This window comes from Pseudoalteromonas luteoviolacea, from assembly GCF_018100925.1.
GTDB lineage: Bacteria > Pseudomonadota > Gammaproteobacteria > Enterobacterales > Alteromonadaceae > Pseudoalteromonas > Pseudoalteromonas obscura.
In genome coordinates this window covers 130656-148752 of sequence record NZ_JAGJEH010000005.1, presented here as the reverse complement: position 1 = coordinate 148752, position 18097 = coordinate 130656, and the positions used below count along the sequence as shown (strand labels likewise).

Annotated in this window: 12 protein-coding genes and 1 other RNA gene; 3 read left to right on the top strand and 10 right to left on the bottom strand. The window is 43.8% G+C overall.

Annotated elements, in window-relative coordinates; translation table 11 throughout:
* Position 1: 1 nt before the first annotated feature.
* The 4 genes from gmtZ to J8M00_RS12120 all read right to left on the bottom strand — a co-directional run bounded on the left by gmtZ (position 2) and on the right by J8M00_RS12120 (position 4799).
* A complete protein-coding gene (gene gmtZ / locus J8M00_RS12135) occupies positions 2 to 1882 on the bottom strand; it encodes a gamma-mobile-trio integrase GmtZ (protein ID WP_211010913.1) in 1881 nt (626 codons plus the stop codon).
* A 104-nt stretch (positions 1883 to 1986) separates the two neighbouring features.
* Entirely contained in the window at positions 1987 to 3456 is a 1470-nt protein-coding gene (gmtY, locus tag J8M00_RS12130; protein ID WP_211010485.1) for a gamma-mobile-trio recombinase GmtY, read from the bottom strand.
* A gap of 184 nt (positions 3457 to 3640) precedes the next feature.
* Positions 3641 to 3737, bottom strand: an RNA gene (gene ffs, locus J8M00_RS12125) — signal recognition particle sRNA small type.
* Between the two features lie 147 nt (positions 3738 to 3884).
* Positions 3885 to 4799, bottom strand: coding sequence for a DUF3014 domain-containing protein (locus J8M00_RS12120; protein ID WP_211010484.1), 915 nt, complete (start codon positions 4797 to 4799; stop codon positions 3885 to 3887).
* A 361-nt stretch (positions 4800 to 5160) separates the two neighbouring features.
* Between J8M00_RS12120 and J8M00_RS12115 the strand changes: the two genes are divergently transcribed.
* A complete protein-coding gene (locus J8M00_RS12115; RefSeq protein ID WP_023401871.1) occupies positions 5161 to 6306 on the top strand; it encodes a patatin-like phospholipase family protein in 1146 nt (381 codons plus the stop codon).
* Here J8M00_RS12115 and J8M00_RS12110 read toward each other — a convergent pair.
* Positions 6303 to 8300, bottom strand: a complete 1998-nt coding sequence (locus J8M00_RS12110; RefSeq protein ID WP_211010912.1) for a monovalent cation:proton antiporter family protein — start codon at positions 8298 to 8300, stop codon at positions 6303 to 6305. The two genes, J8M00_RS12115 and J8M00_RS12110, sit on opposite strands and share 4 nt — an antisense overlap.
* Positions 8301 to 8496: 196 nt before the next feature.
* Here J8M00_RS12110 and J8M00_RS12105 point away from each other — a divergent pair, with 196 nt between their 5' ends.
* Complete coding sequence (locus J8M00_RS12105; protein ID WP_211010483.1) at positions 8497 to 9393, top strand: GGDEF domain-containing protein; 897 nt, start codon at positions 8497 to 8499, stop codon at positions 9391 to 9393.
* Positions 9394 to 9435: 42 nt separating this feature from the next.
* Here the strand turns inward: J8M00_RS12105 and J8M00_RS12100 are convergent, their stop codons facing one another.
* Together J8M00_RS12100 and tilS are read right to left on the bottom strand one after the other, a co-directional pair.
* On the bottom strand, positions 9436 to 9777 hold the full coding sequence (locus J8M00_RS12100; RefSeq protein WP_211010482.1) for a hypothetical protein: 342 nt from the start codon (positions 9775 to 9777) through the stop codon (positions 9436 to 9438).
* Positions 9767 to 11089, bottom strand: a complete 1323-nt coding sequence (tilS, locus tag J8M00_RS12095; protein WP_211010481.1) for a tRNA lysidine(34) synthetase TilS — start codon at positions 11087 to 11089, stop codon at positions 9767 to 9769. The genes J8M00_RS12100 and tilS overlap by 11 nt, the downstream gene beginning before the upstream one ends.
* 666 nt (positions 11090 to 11755) lie before the next feature.
* Here tilS and accA point away from each other — a divergent pair.
* A complete protein-coding gene (gene accA / locus J8M00_RS12090) occupies positions 11756 to 12715 on the top strand; it encodes an acetyl-CoA carboxylase carboxyl transferase subunit alpha (RefSeq protein WP_211010480.1) in 960 nt (319 codons plus the stop codon).
* Positions 12716 to 12786: 71 nt separating this feature from the next.
* Here the strand turns inward: accA and dnaE are convergent, their stop codons facing one another.
* From dnaE to lpxB, 3 genes are read right to left on the bottom strand one after another with little or no spacing between them, the layout of a single operon-like run.
* A complete protein-coding gene (gene dnaE, locus J8M00_RS12085; RefSeq protein ID WP_211010479.1) occupies positions 12787 to 16278 on the bottom strand; it encodes a DNA polymerase III subunit alpha in 3492 nt (1163 codons plus the stop codon).
* Between the two features lie 2 nt (positions 16279 to 16280).
* Positions 16281 to 16874 carry a ribonuclease HII gene (gene rnhB, locus J8M00_RS12080; RefSeq protein WP_023401864.1) on the bottom strand — a complete coding sequence of 198 codons (594 nt, stop codon included), beginning with the start codon at positions 16872 to 16874 and terminating at the stop codon, positions 16281 to 16283.
* Positions 16864 to 18018, bottom strand: coding sequence for a lipid-A-disaccharide synthase (lpxB, locus tag J8M00_RS12075; RefSeq protein WP_211010478.1), 1155 nt, complete (start codon positions 18016 to 18018; stop codon positions 16864 to 16866). The genes rnhB and lpxB overlap by 11 nt, the downstream gene beginning before the upstream one ends.
* Positions 18019 to 18097 lie beyond the last annotated feature (79 nt).

Genomic DNA, 18097 nt, shown 5'->3' with positions numbered 1-18097 from the left:
TTTAGCACCAGTTGTTAAATGGGGTGCCATTTACCTCGCAAAAGTATTCTTCATCCAATAAGCTCGCTTGCTCGCCCTCTAGTTCCGCAGCAATTTTAGCGGCTTCTGTGGCATGGTAGCTTAAGTTGTTAAAATGAGCTGTGAGCGATTGAATGTATCGAATGCTGGTAATAAACCAGCGGCAGCGAATACAGTTCTCAATCCCATGGGGGACTGGCGTGTGTAAATCGGCTTGGTTTCGATTCGCTTTTTTTAGTTTATCGCCGCCATTCCAGCACCCAGCAATAGAGGCATGTTCAACCAAGGGTGAAGTGTTACCTCCTGCTAAACAAATGCCTATCGACTTTTCTTGCCACCCAGCTGGGTTGCGCACTCTCAATGCGGTTTGTAGCGATTCAATGCCTTTAAACGCGGCTTGCAAGCCGATTTCTTCAATGGATTTATTGGCCAAGAATGACTGCAAGCTATCGTCTTCTTTGTCAATTATTTTGCCTTCAGCCTCACGCATTTTCTTGGCCATCATCACAGGCGTGAGTTTGGTGTAGTGCAAAGTCATGATCAAACGACTGTGGCCAACCAACAGCTTTGACAATATTGGTGTGGGTATTTCCCCCTCAATGGCGTAGCAAGTAATCAAAGAAACGCGTAATGCATGCGAAGGAAATAGCGGCCTTTTGGCATTTTTAGGGTCAACAAAATGCACTTTGGCACCATCTCTTAAAGTGTGCTCTTTTTTTGCCACATCGTCCTCGAGTTGGGCAAGCAAAGCCACCCAAAGTGCATTAACGTAGCCGTCAGTAATTGGCATACAACGTTCGCGCTTGCGATACGCTGCGGCATTGCGAAACAAAAAGCAAATATCACCAATTTCACTGCGCTGAATTTTGGTTTTAGTGCTACCAAAGTGCTTGTAATCTAAGTCGTAAATAGAGGTAGGTTTACTGATTGGGTTGTACTTTTCTTGCCAGTTTCTGAGCTTTTCTAACCAATACAACACCTCTTCGTGTTGCCACGGGATCACGTATCCCCGAGTTATTTCGTCTTTGTTTCTATCTGCGGTTTTATTTGTGTTTATGTACATACCCGTCATCACATCACCAATATCTGGCGTAATAATGCGGTGGAATACCCCTTTTTGCCATGGGCGCTTATCGCTGCCTTCAGCAAAATGATGTTCCGTATTCATTTGCCACTCGCCATTGCTGTAACGCCATGTATCTGCCTCGCCCGAGTCCAGCATTCGCACTTGAAAGGTTCGTAAAGGTAACTGCAACTTAAGATATAAAGCCATGGCACGAACAGGCGACCAAATTAAGTAAATGCTGTCACCTTTCTCTAAGGTTCTCAGTGCACCATCTATTCTTATTTGCCGCTGTTTATCTAGCGTGTGTTTCTGCCAAACACAATCAGGGTCCGCTTTGTCTATCACCGACTTATCAACTAAAATCCAGTCTTTTAAAAAACGAGCATTAGTAAAGAAGATCTCACTGTAGTCGATGGCCCACTGCCATTGCTTAAAGTGACCTCGAGGCGCGGGGCATAATATGCTGCGCAATTGCTTTATATAGGCGTAGGGTAAAGCGTTGTAGACAGTTTCCTGTCGTCTTACAGGGTTTTGCTCTTTTTCAAAAGGGTTTTGAAATAGTGGCACAGGGTCGCCATTGTCATCTGGCTCTGAGTAGTAGGTATGAATAATCCAATCAATAAAGCGGCATACATCGTTGTTTTGCCTAACACGATACCCTTCATTCAGCTCAAACGGCATAAGAAATTTGCTGTAGTCTTGATCTGCCAGTGTAAATAGCTCAATGGGATCGGTAATAAATCGCGGTACCAGGTATTCATCTAAAAAGCGAGCGATTGCGGCGCGTGAATGATCAATGCCGTATTGCTTTTATTCAAGCCAAGTTGAGGCCAGCTCCCGCCATGTCTCCCAGCCTGAGCCGTTTTTCTTGATAAACCAATTAAACTCATAATCCTGTGTTTTCATGGTTTATACCTCCTTAATTTGGGGTATTTACCGCTAAATAACCCATCAGGGTCAATATCTTGAAAGCCTGATTCCATCACGCTTTGCCAGCTCATGCTGACGTCTTCTTTAAACTCGGCATAGTGTTGGCCATCAAGGTTTTTTGACGCTCTTTCACATGCCATTGTCACGTCTTTAATGCTTGGCTGGGTGTAAACCGCTTGCGATAATAACGAAGCATGGTGAAGTGCCTTTTTGATCAGTCGTGGATCAATGCCCGCGCTCGACATACGCCTGCCATAAGCATGACGGTGGGCATGTGGGGTTCGTCCTTCAGGTTTTGACACGACAAGGTTGATACGGGCCATGGCCGCTTTATAACTTTGGTTAAACGCGTTTAGGGTGAGTGATTGGCCTTCGTGAGCTTGTGAAAACGACACAAATGCATACGGGTACATTCTTGGTAACGGCAACAAATACAGTAAGTATTGCTGCCACAACTTGGCAAATAACTCACCGTAAAAGGCAGGAAACCAGTGCAGTTGAATGTAGTTTTCGTCTTCATCAACCACTTTGGTTTTCCAGCCAACTCGGGCGGTACCCGTCATGCGGTTACGAGGAATTAAGTTAAATTTCTCAGCCAAATACGCTGCGCGTGTTTTTTGTCGTTTGCGGCCAGTCCAATTATTTGGAGCTCTGCCATCTTCAGGATGATACAAACGTACTATCACACCGCTTGGGTTTTCTGGGTCGTAAAACACATCATCCACCCAAAGGTGCAAAGCATCACTTTCTCGTACACCGGTACCATGCATCAGCAACACGATAAGCTGATCACGCAATGCCACGCGTTTATCTCTGGCTTTGCCCAAGCCTTGAATAAAAAAGGGTTTAAAGAGTTTTTCTGGAAATGAAATAGCATCCCCATCAACCTTGAGCACATCCTTTTTACCACGTACCTTGCGCACGCTTTTAAGTACACTAGGTAATGGGTTACTTTTGATATGGCCCAAAAAGTTATACTGGTTACGTTTGTACCATGCAGCATAGTTAAGGCGTTCTTGATGAGAGCTGGCTTGTTCAAACGGGTTTAAGCTAGTTGTATTTCTGTTATTGGCGAGCCAATCCGTTAAACCATTTAGCGCAGATAAAAGTTGATTTACGTTTGCAGTAGAGCGAGGTAACCAATATAAACCCGATGGATCATTCCCCTCTGGGCTAATGGTACCCAATGATAAACGCATAACAAATGATTGAAATAACTTACTGGCGTCTGAAAATAGCCCTGTGTTGGCTTCCATGTACTCAAGTAACAGTTGGCAAGCAAACGTAATGCGGTTCATCCATGGCAAACTTTTGATGTGCAACTGGCTTATAACGTAATCAAGTAAGGGATCAAATACCCCATATTCACTAAGCAACACAGGTACTTCAATCAATAAGCCTGAATTATCTGTTTTAACTTGCGCAAGAACTTTGACTAACACGGTAACTAAACCAATTAGTACGGATGAGTTTTAGTAGATTAGTATATGAAGTGCTATTGATCTAATGAACTGAGATCTAGTTTTTAATTGGATTTATAAGGGAATTAGTATGTTTTAGTATAGTTTTGAGTACTATTAATAAGACTTACACTTCAAACAACAAATGAGGAAATTTGGGTGGTAGTCTTACCAGCCACATCCCGGCACACAAGTCATCCGCTGTGGCTGCTTCCTTCCGGACCTGACCAGGTTCACGAACTATTGTTGCGAGAGGACCAATAAGACTACCATTGAGGGCCTTGTTTGGCGCGGGTTGAATTATGGCGATTTTCTTACTGGGATGCAAGCGAAAACTAAAAAAGCTTGCTCGTTTGCTGTTTGTTTAAGCAAGTAAGCAAGCTTTTGATTATTTAAGTATTAAATTTGTACTAGTTAGCCAATGCACGCTGAAAAGCTTGTAGGCGCTTTTTGGCTTTTTTCATATTTTCAGGGCCCATACGCAAGAATAGTTTCTGTGCATCAGACAACTGTTCCCACTCTGCGTAAGCATACTTATAGGTCACTGACTCTTGAATAAGCGGCAAGTTTGACTCTGGAATAGGCGTTTCAAGTAACTCGCCCAGTGCCTCTTGTAAGGTATAATCGAATTCACCACCGTTGTAGCCAATCTCTTCATAAGCTTCATTGATAAGCGGCTTATACTGCTCATATAAACGCACAAGTTGCGCTGTGCTCATTGAGTTCAACATATTTACATAAGGCGTGTAGCGCTCAAAGCTATTCGGATCAGTGATAATTAAGTCATCTTCAATGACCATAAAGTTATCGGCTGGTTTACTCACAGGGTAATGTTTTTTAGCTACTTTACCTTGCGCTAAGTTGTCAATAAATACCACACTGCGCCTAACCATATCTTCTGTTACCAGCAGCTCCATCGCCTGTTTGCTCAAGTAGTTTGCAACTGTGTCACGCACACTATTGTCACTGTCATCTAAACTTGGTAGCACAGGTTCAACTGGCTCTTGAGGTCTTGGCTCAGGTTCAGTCACTTGAGAAACCGTTGGCTCTTCATCAACGGGTTCTGGCTCAACACTTGGTGCAACCTCAGCTGACTTATTTTGCTCAGCTTCTTGACGCGCTGTATTCACAACGGTTTTAGGGGTTTCTTCAGGCACGACGACATCCTGTCGAAATTTTGTATTTTCTGCGGGCTTACTATCTTTGTTCGCTAATACAAATACAGCCACAATGATCAAGGCAACCACTGCGATTGCCGCAAGAAGTAATTGACTGTTAGAAGGCTTTTTATTTGTCCTTGGTTCTGCTGAACTGTGCTCTGACATGGAGGCTCCGTAAAATTCGCTTAAAAAACTCGGCAGCTAAGGCATTTACCTCAGCGGCACCTTGTAATTAAAACACAAACTAAAAGATATCTCATCTGCGTCAACGCGCATTAACGAGAGTTTATCTCAAACTCGCACCGATTTGCTGACAATTACATGAACACCCGCGCAAACAAGCACCAAATCGACAATAAACCACATAATCATGACACTTTTTTACCACTTAATATTTGTCAAAATTACGTAACAGGCTGATATTTATAAGAGATGTAAAATATACATTCGTCATCAATTGATTATAGTATAAGAAAGCGACTTGTTTTTATCGTTGCAACTTACACCCTACTTCGAAGGAACAAATATGAAAAAAGTACAGTGTAAAATTGGCAAGCCGCATATCGCGTTGTTACTTACCGGTGGTGGAGCGAGAGCGGCATATCAAGTGGGTGTACTCAAGGCCATTGCGCTGAGTTTACCCAGAAGTGCCCCCCTACCATTTAAAATTATCAATGGGACATCTGCCGGGGCTATCAACTCCACCGGCCTTGCGTGCTACTCCTCTAACATGCACCTCGCCATTCGAAAAATTGAATGGATCTGGAAAAATTTTCATACCAACATGGTGTATAAAAGTACATTGCTCGGCGCATTCGGACACTTATTTAATAACGTTATGCGCAGTTTTCAAGCTGATTACTTAAACCACCCCCCAGCCAGTTTGCTCGATAACACCCCGTTACGCGTCTTGCTAGAAGAGGTGCTTGATTTAGCGAGAATTGACCGAAATATTCAACGTGGTTTTATTGATGCTTTATCAGTGACCGTATCGAGTTACTCAAGTGGAAAATCGGTGGCATTTTTTCAGTCAAAAGAAGCCAAGCCATGGCAGCGCGCTAAACGCGAAGGCATTCAAACGCAGTTGAATATTGATCACCTTATGGCTTCTAGCGCCATTCCCATGGTGTTTCCAAGTGTTAGAGTCAAACATAACTATTATGGCGACGGCTCAATCCACCAGCTCTCGCCTTTGAGCCCATCAATACACCTAGGTGCCAGCAAAATATTCATCATTGGTGTTGAACAACCAAAAGTACAACAGCCCCTAGGCTATGAGCCTCATTTCCCGGGTATGTCCGTGGTCGCAGGCCACTTGTTAGATAGTATTTTCAGCGATACTTTACAGTCGGATTTAGAGCGACTTGAACGAGTCAATCGCACACTCAGCTTGCTGCCAGCCAGAGATAAACATAAAGAGTTAAAACGCGTTGATACACTTATTGTCAATCCATCACATAACTTCAATGAACTGGCGATCGATTTTTACGACGACCTGCCCATTGCAGTGAAACTCCTACTGAGAACCATTGGTGTGAAAAAGCACTCTCAATCGAGTTTAACCAGTTACTTGTTGTTTGAAAAAAGCTATACCCAAGAGCTCATTAATATCGGGTATCAAGACGGGCTCGAGCGGTTGGACGAAATTAAAGCATTTTTAGAGTTAGATTAAGGCAAACCGTCTAGAATAAACTGCTCAGCCCGCTCTACCCGCCGAGGTTTGCCTTTAAGCAATAGCACATCGCTCGATTGCAGCAAAATATCTTCATCAGGCATGGAAATTTCAATACCGTCACGCCTGAGCGCCTTAACCACTACTTTATGTCTAACGAGTTGTAGCTCTGATATGGTTTTATCCACTGCATAAGCGTCTTCGGGCAGCGCAACCGCATGCAAATACTCTAATCTATCAGTCACAAAGCTAGAGTGATTGTTCCCATACTCGTTCATTTCATCCGGGCTGCCAGTAAAAAAGCCATGGAGGTATTCATAGCGATTCTGCCGCTCTTTACTCACCCGCTTAAATATTCGACGCATCGGCACCCCTGACATATAAAGTACATGAGAAACCAGCATGAGACTTGCCTCCAAAGACTCCGGAACCACTTCTGTCACACCCAGTTGCTTTAAGTCCTCCAAATGGGTGTCATCTTGCATTCTTACCAAGATTTTTACTTCAGGGGCGTAGTGCTTCAAAGCATCTATCACGATTTGGCTTTGCTCAAAGTCATCCATGGTCACAATCACCAACCGCGCTTTATTGACACAAGCCGATTTTAAAATGGCCTTTTGTCCCGCATGGCCAAATATAACAGGCTCTCCCGCGGTTTGTGCTTCTTGTACAATAATTGGATTGCGCTCAATGGCAATATAAGGGATTGCTTCTGGTTTTAAAAATCGCGCGATGGTTTGGCCAACCCGGGCATAACCAAAGATCACCACATGATCTTTCACTGTGTTTTCTTTAAATCCAGCATAAGAAAAATCAGATTTATGTTCACCATCTAATTTGAACAATTTAAGTAGCCGCTCTATTTCTCCAATTAAATACGGGGTAAGAGCCATAGATAAAACACCCAGTGCAATCAAAAATGAGGCAGTATCTGGGGTTAGTAAATTATGCTGTCCTGCTAGGGCAACCAACACAAAACCAAACTCCCCCATTTGCCAAAGCATCACACCGGATGCCAGGGCATCTCTTTTCCTCTCCCCCATCAACTGAGCGCTAAAATAAATAATGGTTACTTTAGCCAACAACAACGCAGCAAGTGCCGCCACAATATAGCCAAATGCTGTTATCACATAAGCCACATCTAATTGCATGCCGACGGTCACGAAAAACAGCCCCATCAAAATATCTCTAAATGGTCTTATTTCTGCTTCAAGCTGATGCCGGTATTGGCTCTCTCCGAGCATCATACCTGCCAAAAATGCCCCCAGAGCCATTGATAATCCAAATGCATAAGTAAGCGCTCCAGCACATAAAGCGACCACGAGCGTCGTTAAAACAAACAGTTCATCGGTCCTAGCCAGCGCAACTTCATTGAATACTTTAGGTAGTATCCACTTACCAATTGCCCATAGTAGTAAACACACAAAAGCGCCCTTAGCCAAAGCTAAGACCAGCGCGCCAACTAAAACTTGATTGTCAGTACTCGCCATGAGCGGAAAGATAATCAGCATAGGCACTACTGCAATGTCTTGAAACAGTAAAACCCCTATTGCAAGCTGGCCTTTACGCATATTCAACATACCGCTTTCTTTCATGATTTTTACGACGACAGCTGTTGAGGATAGCGAAACAATGCAGGCAATCATGAGGGATTCAGAGCCACTAAAGCCAAATAACGAAACCAGCGATGTTCCAATTAAGATAGACAGCAAGACCTGTGCACTACCTAAGCCAAATACCACACTGCGCATGGCCATTAGCTTCGGGATAGAAAATTCCAAACCTAAACTGAACAATAAAAAAACAATTCCCACTTCCGCGATTAAATGGATCTCATGGCTGTTATCTATCAAGCCATAACCTGCGGCGACCAAACCAGTGAGTAAATAGGCTAAGATCGGCGGCAGCCCTACCCTTTTAAATGACCAAACCAAAATTACCGCACATAAAAGAAGAGCGACAACATCGGCAAAATGACCATGTACGGCGTTCATGAGCCCGGCGATGATTTTATCGGAAAAAAGCCCGGCAAAATTTTGCTGCAAACTGCCCCCTAAGTGTCAAAGAATTGTTTTGGATTATTTTTCATACAATTTAACTATAGCAACCAACTGTTTTTCAGCCAGTTTAATTTTTTGGCACGAAACTCGCTTATATGTTCGGGAATGTTGTAATTAGGGGAATTACCAGATGGAAAATGTCCATATTTTGGCACAACGAACGCCTACGCGCGGTGATTATGTTCCGTTCGCCACCGAGCAGTACGTATCGCAGGCGCCTGAACAACCCAATGTGCTCGTTGAAAAGCTGCAAACAACGCTAGAGGTCAATGGTATTTTAGATATCTTTGCTTCCTACGTTAAGCGCATAACTGATCTTGCAGGGCTGCAGTTTCATTCCAATCAAGGACTGTTTCAAACTCAACAAGGTGACAACCAGCTTAAACCTTATACATTTGATCTAGACCTAGACGGTCAGCACTTAGGGCAACTAGTGTATTTTAGCAAATACAGCCTCAGTGGCACGATACGCGCACGCTTAATGCAGCTGCATGCCTGTCTGCTCTATCCATTGAGAAATGCCTTGATGTACCACCGAGTGTTGCAACTAGCAACGAAAGACACACTGACCGGGCTATATAATCGCAGCCAGTTTAATGAGTACCTGGACACCAAGCTTGAGCGTAGTCGCCGACAACACCGTAATTTTAGCTTGATGCTGCTAGACCTAGATAACTTTAAACAAGTGAACGATGAATATGGCCACAAAAAAGGTGATGAAGTACTCATTGGCTTTGCCAACATCTTAACGTCAAGTATTCGAGCAACTGATGCCGTATTCAGGTTTGGCGGAGATGAGTTTGCGATTTTAATTGACGATCCTGCATTTACAACCAATAAAGTCATTGCTGAACGCATCATGCAACGTGTCAACAATAATAGCCTATTGGCTAAACACCAAGTTACCACCAGTATTGGTTTTACACTGGCGTCGAGTCAAGATTGTTCAAATGAAATCTTTGCCCGAGCAGACAGTGGTTTATACAAAGCGAAACAAGCAGGCAGAAATTGCGCACGGGCGGTCTAGCATGTTCGGTACTTACCATCCCCTAATTGGTAAGTACCTCCCTTAACGCTGACTAGATAGCAGTTTAAATAGCCAAAGGAACATGGCAAAACCACAGAAAAATCCACTTATCACCCAACCCAACGACCAAAAATCGGGAAGCTCGCTTAATACGATAGACAACATAGGTGCTAACAGGCCTAAAATAAAGTAACTTCCGCCCTTACCATGCCAATACGCTAACAAAAGCCCGGCAGACAGCGACCCGACACCAAGTGATAACAAGAGATTTAGCCAATTTAGTGGTGAGCAGAGCGACAATAATATAAAAATCGCCACACATGTAATGACAACAATGGGTGCCTTATTTGCCAGAGACTGGCCAATTTGTTTGTTATTCTGCATCTTGGATCTGCCAATTAATGCCCGACTTTTCGGCATAATCTGAGTTAATAAAATAACCAGCTACCGCAACGAGCGTATCATTGTAATAAACCATGGGTATTTGCGTGCGCTCCCAACTGGGCACTTTAGCTTCTTTCAACCAATGTTTTACGGAGTTACGACCGGGTTTGCCAAATGGCTTTATTTTTTCGTTTGTGCGCCCGAAGCGAATGGTCACAGACTCTGTTGCTAGCGGCGCTCTCACACCCTCACTGGAAATCGTAAGCAATGTACGCCCATCAGCCAATTTCATCTCAGCGGTTAGGCTAATATTCTCAATGTCGGCCAACTCAATGTGATTTTTTGGTACCCAATACAGCAAAGCGTTGTAGCGTTTAACTGACCCAGAACGCAGCAGGATATTCACTTGTGCGTCCTCTCGTCCGTTAATCGCTTGGTCAAGAATTTGTGCCAACTGCTTTTGAGACGGCATGCTGATACCTTGTTTGGCAAACCAAGCTCGAACAGCATTACTTTGCCTTAGTGCTGACAACCCTGTTAATCGTGCGATATCAAGCTGCTTTTTGTCGCTACATGATTCTAAGTCGCTTTGGGCGATCTCATCGATCAAAGCTTGCTGCGCTTGCAATATCGATATTGACCTCAAAACACTAGGCACAAAGCCACTAAAACGAGATTTTAAAAGTGGGATCACTTGATTGCGTAAAAAGTTCCTGTCAAATACGTCGCTGTGGTTTGATTCATCTTCAATGTGTGTCAATGAAAAGGTTTGAGCAAACGCTTCGATATCTTTTCTCTCTATATCCAGCAAAGGCCTAATACAATACCGACCGCTAGCTAGCTGCGTTTTTGCTCGCATAGCTCCTAGCCCTTGTAAGCCAGAGCCACGTTTGAGGCGAATTAATAACGTTTCAATTTGATCGTCAGCATGTTGTCCAAGTACTAAAGTTGCGTCTTTACTGGCATGCGTATCCAGTGCTAAATAACGCGCATCCCTTGCTTGCGCTTCCAAGCTGGTACGAGATTTAGTTTGTATATCTACACTAACTGCACGAAAGGGAACTGCCAGCTGTGCGCATAACTGTGTACAAAACTGCTGCCACATCAAAGCATTGTCAGATAAACCATGATTAACATAGATGGCTTCAAGTTTGACCGTTCCTTTTAACTTGGCATATTGATGGCATAAATGTAGTAGTACCACAGAATCAACCCCGCCGGATAACGCAACACATAGCCGCTGCTGTGTGCGATTATGATTTTGCTGCTCAAGCGCGGTGACAAACTTTTTATAAACGTTGGTCGATTCCATACTATTTCCTCTAACAATCCCGTGCGTTATACCTGATCCTCCCTAAATTGCAATGCGATATACGATGACAGCTACTTTATTGTGCGCCAGATCAGCGCTTGTTCAAAACCTGCCCTTGGTTTAAGTAATATTATTCTCTCAGAGATATATAATTTTGTTTCTCAAATAGGCTAGGCTTTAAACGCCACAGCAACTTAATTATACAAAAAAACAATTTTACCAATTGCTGTGAACTGACATTGATTTATTGTAAAAGGTATTTTCAATATTTACATCGATAAAACAAACCCGAAATTAATTGACATCAGTGCTAAAATCTAGGTAAATCCCTACTTATGTTTAAAAAGTCGCATTATCTTGCTGGTCTGTTTTCAAGATGCAGCTCGGGGCAGTATAATGTGCATAAAATTGTATGTGATGACAGAGAACTCGCCTTCACGAAGGAAAAACAGTTAAAAAATGAAGAAGGTAAATGTAGCTAAAATACGCTATCTTCTGCAAAAACTGACTTAAATAAGCGATACTAACACTTAGTTTAAGCTCCATTTAGCACATTAGACTATGCTGAATATTATGCTGAAAAATAACTGAGTCACGGCATTTTGAATCTGTACTCTCTACATAAAACCGAGACAAACTTTAAAAAATTATCAGATAGGTTAGAAAATGAGCTTAAATTATCTAGAATTTGAACTTCCAGTAGCTGAATTAGAGCAAAAAATTAAAGAGCTACAAGCTGTTAGTCGCTCAGGTTCTTTGGACCTAAGTCTGGAAGAAGAAATCAGCAAGCTAAAGGAAAAAAGCGTTCAGCTTACTGAAAAAATTTACTCAGAACTAAACCCATGGCAGCTACTACAACTTGCTCGCCACCCAATGCGCCCTCACGCAAGCGATTACATCAAGCGCATGTTTACAGAATTTGACGAGTTTGCAGGTGACCGTGCATTTGCAAACGATCCTGCGATCATTGGTGGTACAGCACGATTGGACGGCAAGCCTGTTATGGTTATCGCACAGGAAAAAGGCCGCGACACAGCAGAGAAAATCAAACGTAATTTCGGTATGCCACGTCCAGAAGGTTACCGTAAAGCAAAGCGTTTAATGGAAATGGCAGAGCGTTTTAAAATGCCTGTTATCACATTAATTGATACACAGGGTGCATACCCGGGTATCGGTGCAGAAGAGCGTGGTCAAAGTGAAGCTATCGCAATGAACTTAAAAGTGATGGCTGCATTAAAAGTACCTACAATCTGTAGTGTTATCGGTGAAGGTGGTTCTGGTGGTGCACTTGCCATTGGTGTCGGTGACCGAGTAAACATGTTACGTTACAGCACATACTCTGTAATCACACCTGAAGGTTGTGCATCAATCCTTTGGAAAAGCGCAGAAAAAGCACCGCTTGCAGCTGAAGCCATGGGTGTTTCTGCACAGCGTATTAAAGACAATAACCTTATCGATGAAATCGTATCTGAGCCGCTAGGTGGCGCACACCGCGATTACGATACTGCGGCGAGAAACCTAAAAGCACAGATCCTAAAAGATCTTGATGCGGTTTCTAAGCTAAGCCAAGAAGAAATGCTAGAGCAAAGATATCAGCGCTTAATGTCATTTGGTTACTGTAACTAAATAGAACACAAATTAAAAAGGCCACCAAGTATCACTTGGTGGCCTTTTTTGTATCTCGCTTTTGAGCTGAATTAATCGAAGATCAATTCAACTTCTTGCCCAGTGAGCTTTTTCAACGCTCGGATCAACTCATCACTGGGGGTCACACACCACTGTGTACCTAACGTCAAATCAGCCGTCGCATCGGGTCGATGGTATTCTATAATCACTTGGCACGTACCAAACTTATATGGCTCTAGTACACGTTTTAAATTTTCACCAAAGTCGGCGTCAATTTGCGTCATGCTGAGCGTCATTTTAAGTGCATTGATGCGCTTTTCTCTCGCTTGAGCAATGGTATTCACGTCTCTAGCGGTCATGGTTATCCCCCCAGAGAAATTATCAAAGCTCACTTGACCGGTGATCACCAATACTTGATTGACCTGTAGCAACTCTTCGTACATTTCAAACTGCTCAGGGAAGAAGCGGACATCAATACGCGCACTCTTATCATCTAACGTGATCAATCCCCAGCGATTACCCTTTTTGTTTATTAACGTCCGGGCGTTAATGACAAGTCCTGCAGCAGTCGATTGCATATCCCTATTAGTAGGCTGCAAATCCACTAACTTACCTGAAGTATAATGCTTTAATTCTTTGCGGTACTGATTAATTGGATGACCGGTCAGATATAACCCAAGGGTCTCTTTTTCACCATGTAGCCATTCGTTGTCACTCAGCGGCGGTGCATGTACAAATGCCTGTGCCACTTCATCTGGTTCAACGGCGAGCAATCCAAATAAGTCAGACTGACCAAGTTGCTCTGCTTTGTGGTGCTGCTCAGCGGACTTCATAGCGTCTTTTAAGCTTGCCAATAATGTGGCACGGCCGCCTTGCTTTTTCTCTGGACCAAGCTTATCTAGTGCGCCCGCATAAATAAGCTTTTCAATTACACGACGGTTCAATCGTTTCAGATCAACACGTGCACAGAAATCAAATAGGTCTTTAAACTCACCGCCTTGTTCACGCGCTTCCAGTATGGCCTCTACAGGGCCTTCTCCAACCCCTTTTATAGCACCAATACCGTAAACAATTTCCCCTTGTAGATTAACGGCAAACTTGTACACACCTGCATTTACATCAGGTGGCAACAAGGTCAATTTCATATTTTCACATTCATCAACCAAGGTGACGATTTTATCGGTATTATCCATATCTGCCGACATAACAGCGGCCATGAACTCTGCGGGGAAGTGGGTTTTCATCCATAGCGTTTGATAAGAAACAAGCGCATAGGCAGCCGAGTGAGATTTGTTAAAGCCGTAGCCCGCGAACTTTTCTACAAGATCGAAGATCTTCATTGCAAGTTCGCCGTCAACACCGTTATTTATTGATCCCTCTTCAAAGGTTGAACGCTGCTTTGCCATTTCCTCAGGTTTTTTCTTACCCATCGCACGACGTAATAAGTCAGCGCCGCCGAGGCTATAGCCCGCTAATACCTGCGCGATCTGCATTACCTGTTCCTGATACAGGATGATCCCGTAGGTTGGCTCTAGAATTGGAGCCAAGCTCTCATGTTGATATTGTGCATCTGGAAATGATATTTCTTCTCGACCGTGCTTACGGTCGATAAAGTTATCTACCATCCCCGATTGCAGAGGGCCTGGACGGAAAAGTGCAACCAGTGCGATCATATCCTCAAAGCAGTCCGGCTTTAGACGGCGAATAAGATCTTTCATACCACGCGATTCTAGCTGGAAAACGGCGGTTGTTTCGGCTCTGAGTAACACTTCAAAGCTGGCATGGTCGTCAAGTGGGATGGCATTTATATCGACAAATGATTTTCCTTCACGCGCCAAGCGCTCATTGGCCATGTCCAACGCCCATTGTAAGATCGTCAGGGTTCTTAGACCAAGGAAGTCAAACTTAACCAGACCGGCAGTCTCTACGTCGTTTTTATCGAATTGCGTAACAGGGAATTTACCCTCTTCGTCACAATAAAGTGCGGCAAAGTCAGTAATACTGGTTGGCGAGATAACAACACCACCTGCGTGTTTACCTGCGTTACGAGTACAGCCTTCTAGGATGCGGCATTTATCGATTAACTCTTTAACCTCATCATCGCCATCATAAGCTTCTGGCAGCCTTGGTTCGACTTCAAAAGCTTTGGCAAGTGTCATACCCGGATCGCCCGGTACTAACTTTGAAATACGATCGACAAAGCCGTAAGGATGTCCGAGTACTCGACCTACATCTCGAATTACGGCTTTGGCCGCCATGGTACCAAATGTGATGATCTGTGATACCGCTTGACGCCCGTATAGTTTGGCAACATGATCGATTACCTCATCTCGTCTATCCATACAGAAGTCAACGTCAAAGTCCGGCATTGATACACGCTCGGGGTTCAAGAATCGTTCGAATAGTAAGTCGAACTCAAGTGGGTCAAGATCTGTGATTTTGAGTGCATAAGCAACCAGTGAACCTGCACCCGATCCTCGACCAGGACCAACAGGTATATTGTTATCTTTACTCCACTGGATGAACTCCATTACGATCAAGAAGTAACCTGGGAATCCCATTTGGTTGATTACATCTAGCTCAATTCTGAGACGATCGTCATATTCGACACGCTTAACTTTGCGGTCTTCTTCGTCAGGGAATAAAAACTGTAAACGCTCTTCAAGGCCATCCTCTGACACCTTAACCAAGAAGTCGTCAATTTTTAAATCGCCAGTTGGATAGTCTGGTAGAAAGTATGTGCCTAGTTGTACCGTCACATTACAACGCTTGGCGATCTCAACTGTATTCTCAAGGGCTTCGGGAATATCACTGAACAGTTCAGCCATTTGCTCTGGCGTTTTTAGATATTGTTCCTTAGAGAAGCGTTTAGGTCTGTTTTTATCTTCTAGGGTGTAACCATCGTGAATAGCAACGCGGATCTCGTGCGCTTCAAAGTCTTCTTCATGCAAGAAGACCACTTCATTAGTTGCTACAACAGGTAGGTTTCGCTCAGTTGCCAAAGCAACAGCGGCGTGCAAATACTCTTCTTCTTGCTCACGTTCAGTACGATGAAGCTCCAAATAATAATGATCTGCAAAGTGTTCTTCATAGAATGCGAGCGTGTCTGCTACAAGCTGCGGGTTGCCTTTGAGCAACGCCTTTCCGACATCGCCATCTTTCGCACCAGAGAGAAGGATCAACCCCTCTTTATATTGTGCCAACCACGCTTTGTCGACGACTGGGCGATGAAACACATGACCACGCAAAAAGGCTTCTGAAATCAGCAATGTCAGGTTTTTATAACCTTCATTGTTTTTTGCTAAAACCACTATCCGGCAAGGTTCTTCAGGGAACTCATCACTTTTAAGCCAAAGATCTGCGCCAACCATTGGCTTGATCCCTGCGCCATGAGCTCCACCATAAAAACGTACCAAACCACATAAGTTCATTTGGTCCGTAATTGCAAAGGCTGGCATTTCAAGCTCTTGGGCTCGAGCCACAATCGGCTTGGTTTTAGCCAAGCCATCTACCATAGAAAAATCGCTGTGTACGCGTAAATGTACAAAATTAGGCGTTGGCATGATTACGACTGCTCCGCTAGGATGCGCTGTACAGGCTTAAAGCTTTTTCGATGATGCGGCGTAACACCATGCTCAGCCAGTGCTGCAAAATGCGCTTTGGTCGGATAGCCTTTGTGACCAGCAAAACCGAACTCTGGATATTGCGCATCTAGTTCAATCATTTCGTTATCACGTGTCACTTTAGCCAAAATAGACGCGGCACTGATCTCGGCTACTAAGCTATCCCCTTTGACCACAGCTTGTGCAGGGACTGAGATATCAGGTAGGCGATTGCCATCTACAAATACAAACTCAGCAGGGATTTTTAAACCTTCTACTGCACGTTTCATCGCCAACATGGTGGCGTGTAAAATATTCAGCTCATCAATCTCTTCGACAGTTGCACGGGCAATACAGTAACACAGTGCCTTTTCTTTGATTTCCTCAGCAAGCGCATTGCGTTTCTTTTCAGAGAGTTTTTTAGAGTCTGTTAGCCCTTCAATTGGTTTGGACGGATCTAAAATAACTGCGGCAGTCACCACATCACCAACAAGAGGACCACGCCCTACTTCGTCTACACCTGCAATATGATTAACTTCTGGACGCTCAATCTGCATCTATAACCTCCGCAACAGCAACCGCTGCCTGTTCACTGGCATTCAAACGAATGTCTTTATGTATTTTATAAAAGCGCTCTATCAAGGCTGAGTTATCCCCTCTTAGTAACGGCAACAGCGCATCTGTTAGCGCATCAGGGTTACAATCATCTTGTAAAAACTCAGCAACAAGCGGCGCATCAGCCAACAAGTTAGGCAGTGAAAAGTGTTTAATGTTAAACGTGAAGAATGTGCTAAATATCTTGTAGCTTAGGGTTTTTAGGCGATAGCCAACCACCATTGGCTTTTTATACAGCATGGCTTCTAGGGTAGCCGTACCCGACGCCAACAACACCGCATCTGCTGCGCTCATAGCCAATGAAGACTTACCATCTAATAAGATAGGTCTCAGCTCTGGCGCGACTTTATTCAGTATCTGGGAAAATTGTTTTTGACGCTTTTCATTGACCAAAGGAACGACAATTTTTAAGTCTGGAATTTTATCTACCAACTGTTTTGCTGTCAGTAAATAGGTCTCACTCAGTAGCCCAACTTCTGAGCCTCGGCTCCCCGGCAGCAACGCCAGCACAGTGTCTGACTCATCTAACCCGATTTCTTGCCTTGCAGCCCGTGTATCTGATTCAAGTGGAATTTCATCTGCTAATGTATGACCTACAAATGTACACGGCACTTCGTATTTGTCATAAAATGCTTTTTCAAATGGAAGTAACGATAGAACCAGATTTGTTGCCTCTGCAATAGTATGGATACGCTTTGGACGCCAAGCCCACACTGATGGGCTCACGTATTGAACGGTTTTAATGCCAGCTGCTTTGAGTGGCTTCTCAACACGAAGGTTAAAATCAGGTGCATCAACGCCAATAAACACATCTGGTGGATTGTCGATAAAGTAATTTACCAGCTCTTTGCGGATCTTAAGTAACCTAGGAAGGCGCCCGAGAACTTCCACAAGCCCCATAACAGCCAGCTCTTCCATATCAAATAAGCTTTGACAGCCTTCCGCCTGCATTTTGGGGCCTGCGATACCTACAAATTGAGCATTAGGAAAGCGCTTTTTTAATGCCTTGATCAGGCCTGCGCCAAGAATATCGCCAGATAACTCGCCTGCGACGATACCGACAGTGATTAATTTTTCGTTTGCCATTTTTGTTCTTCTAGAAAATAAAAAACGCCATACTAAGTATGGCGTTATTATATCAGAACCAGCTCTTTGTTATCTGATA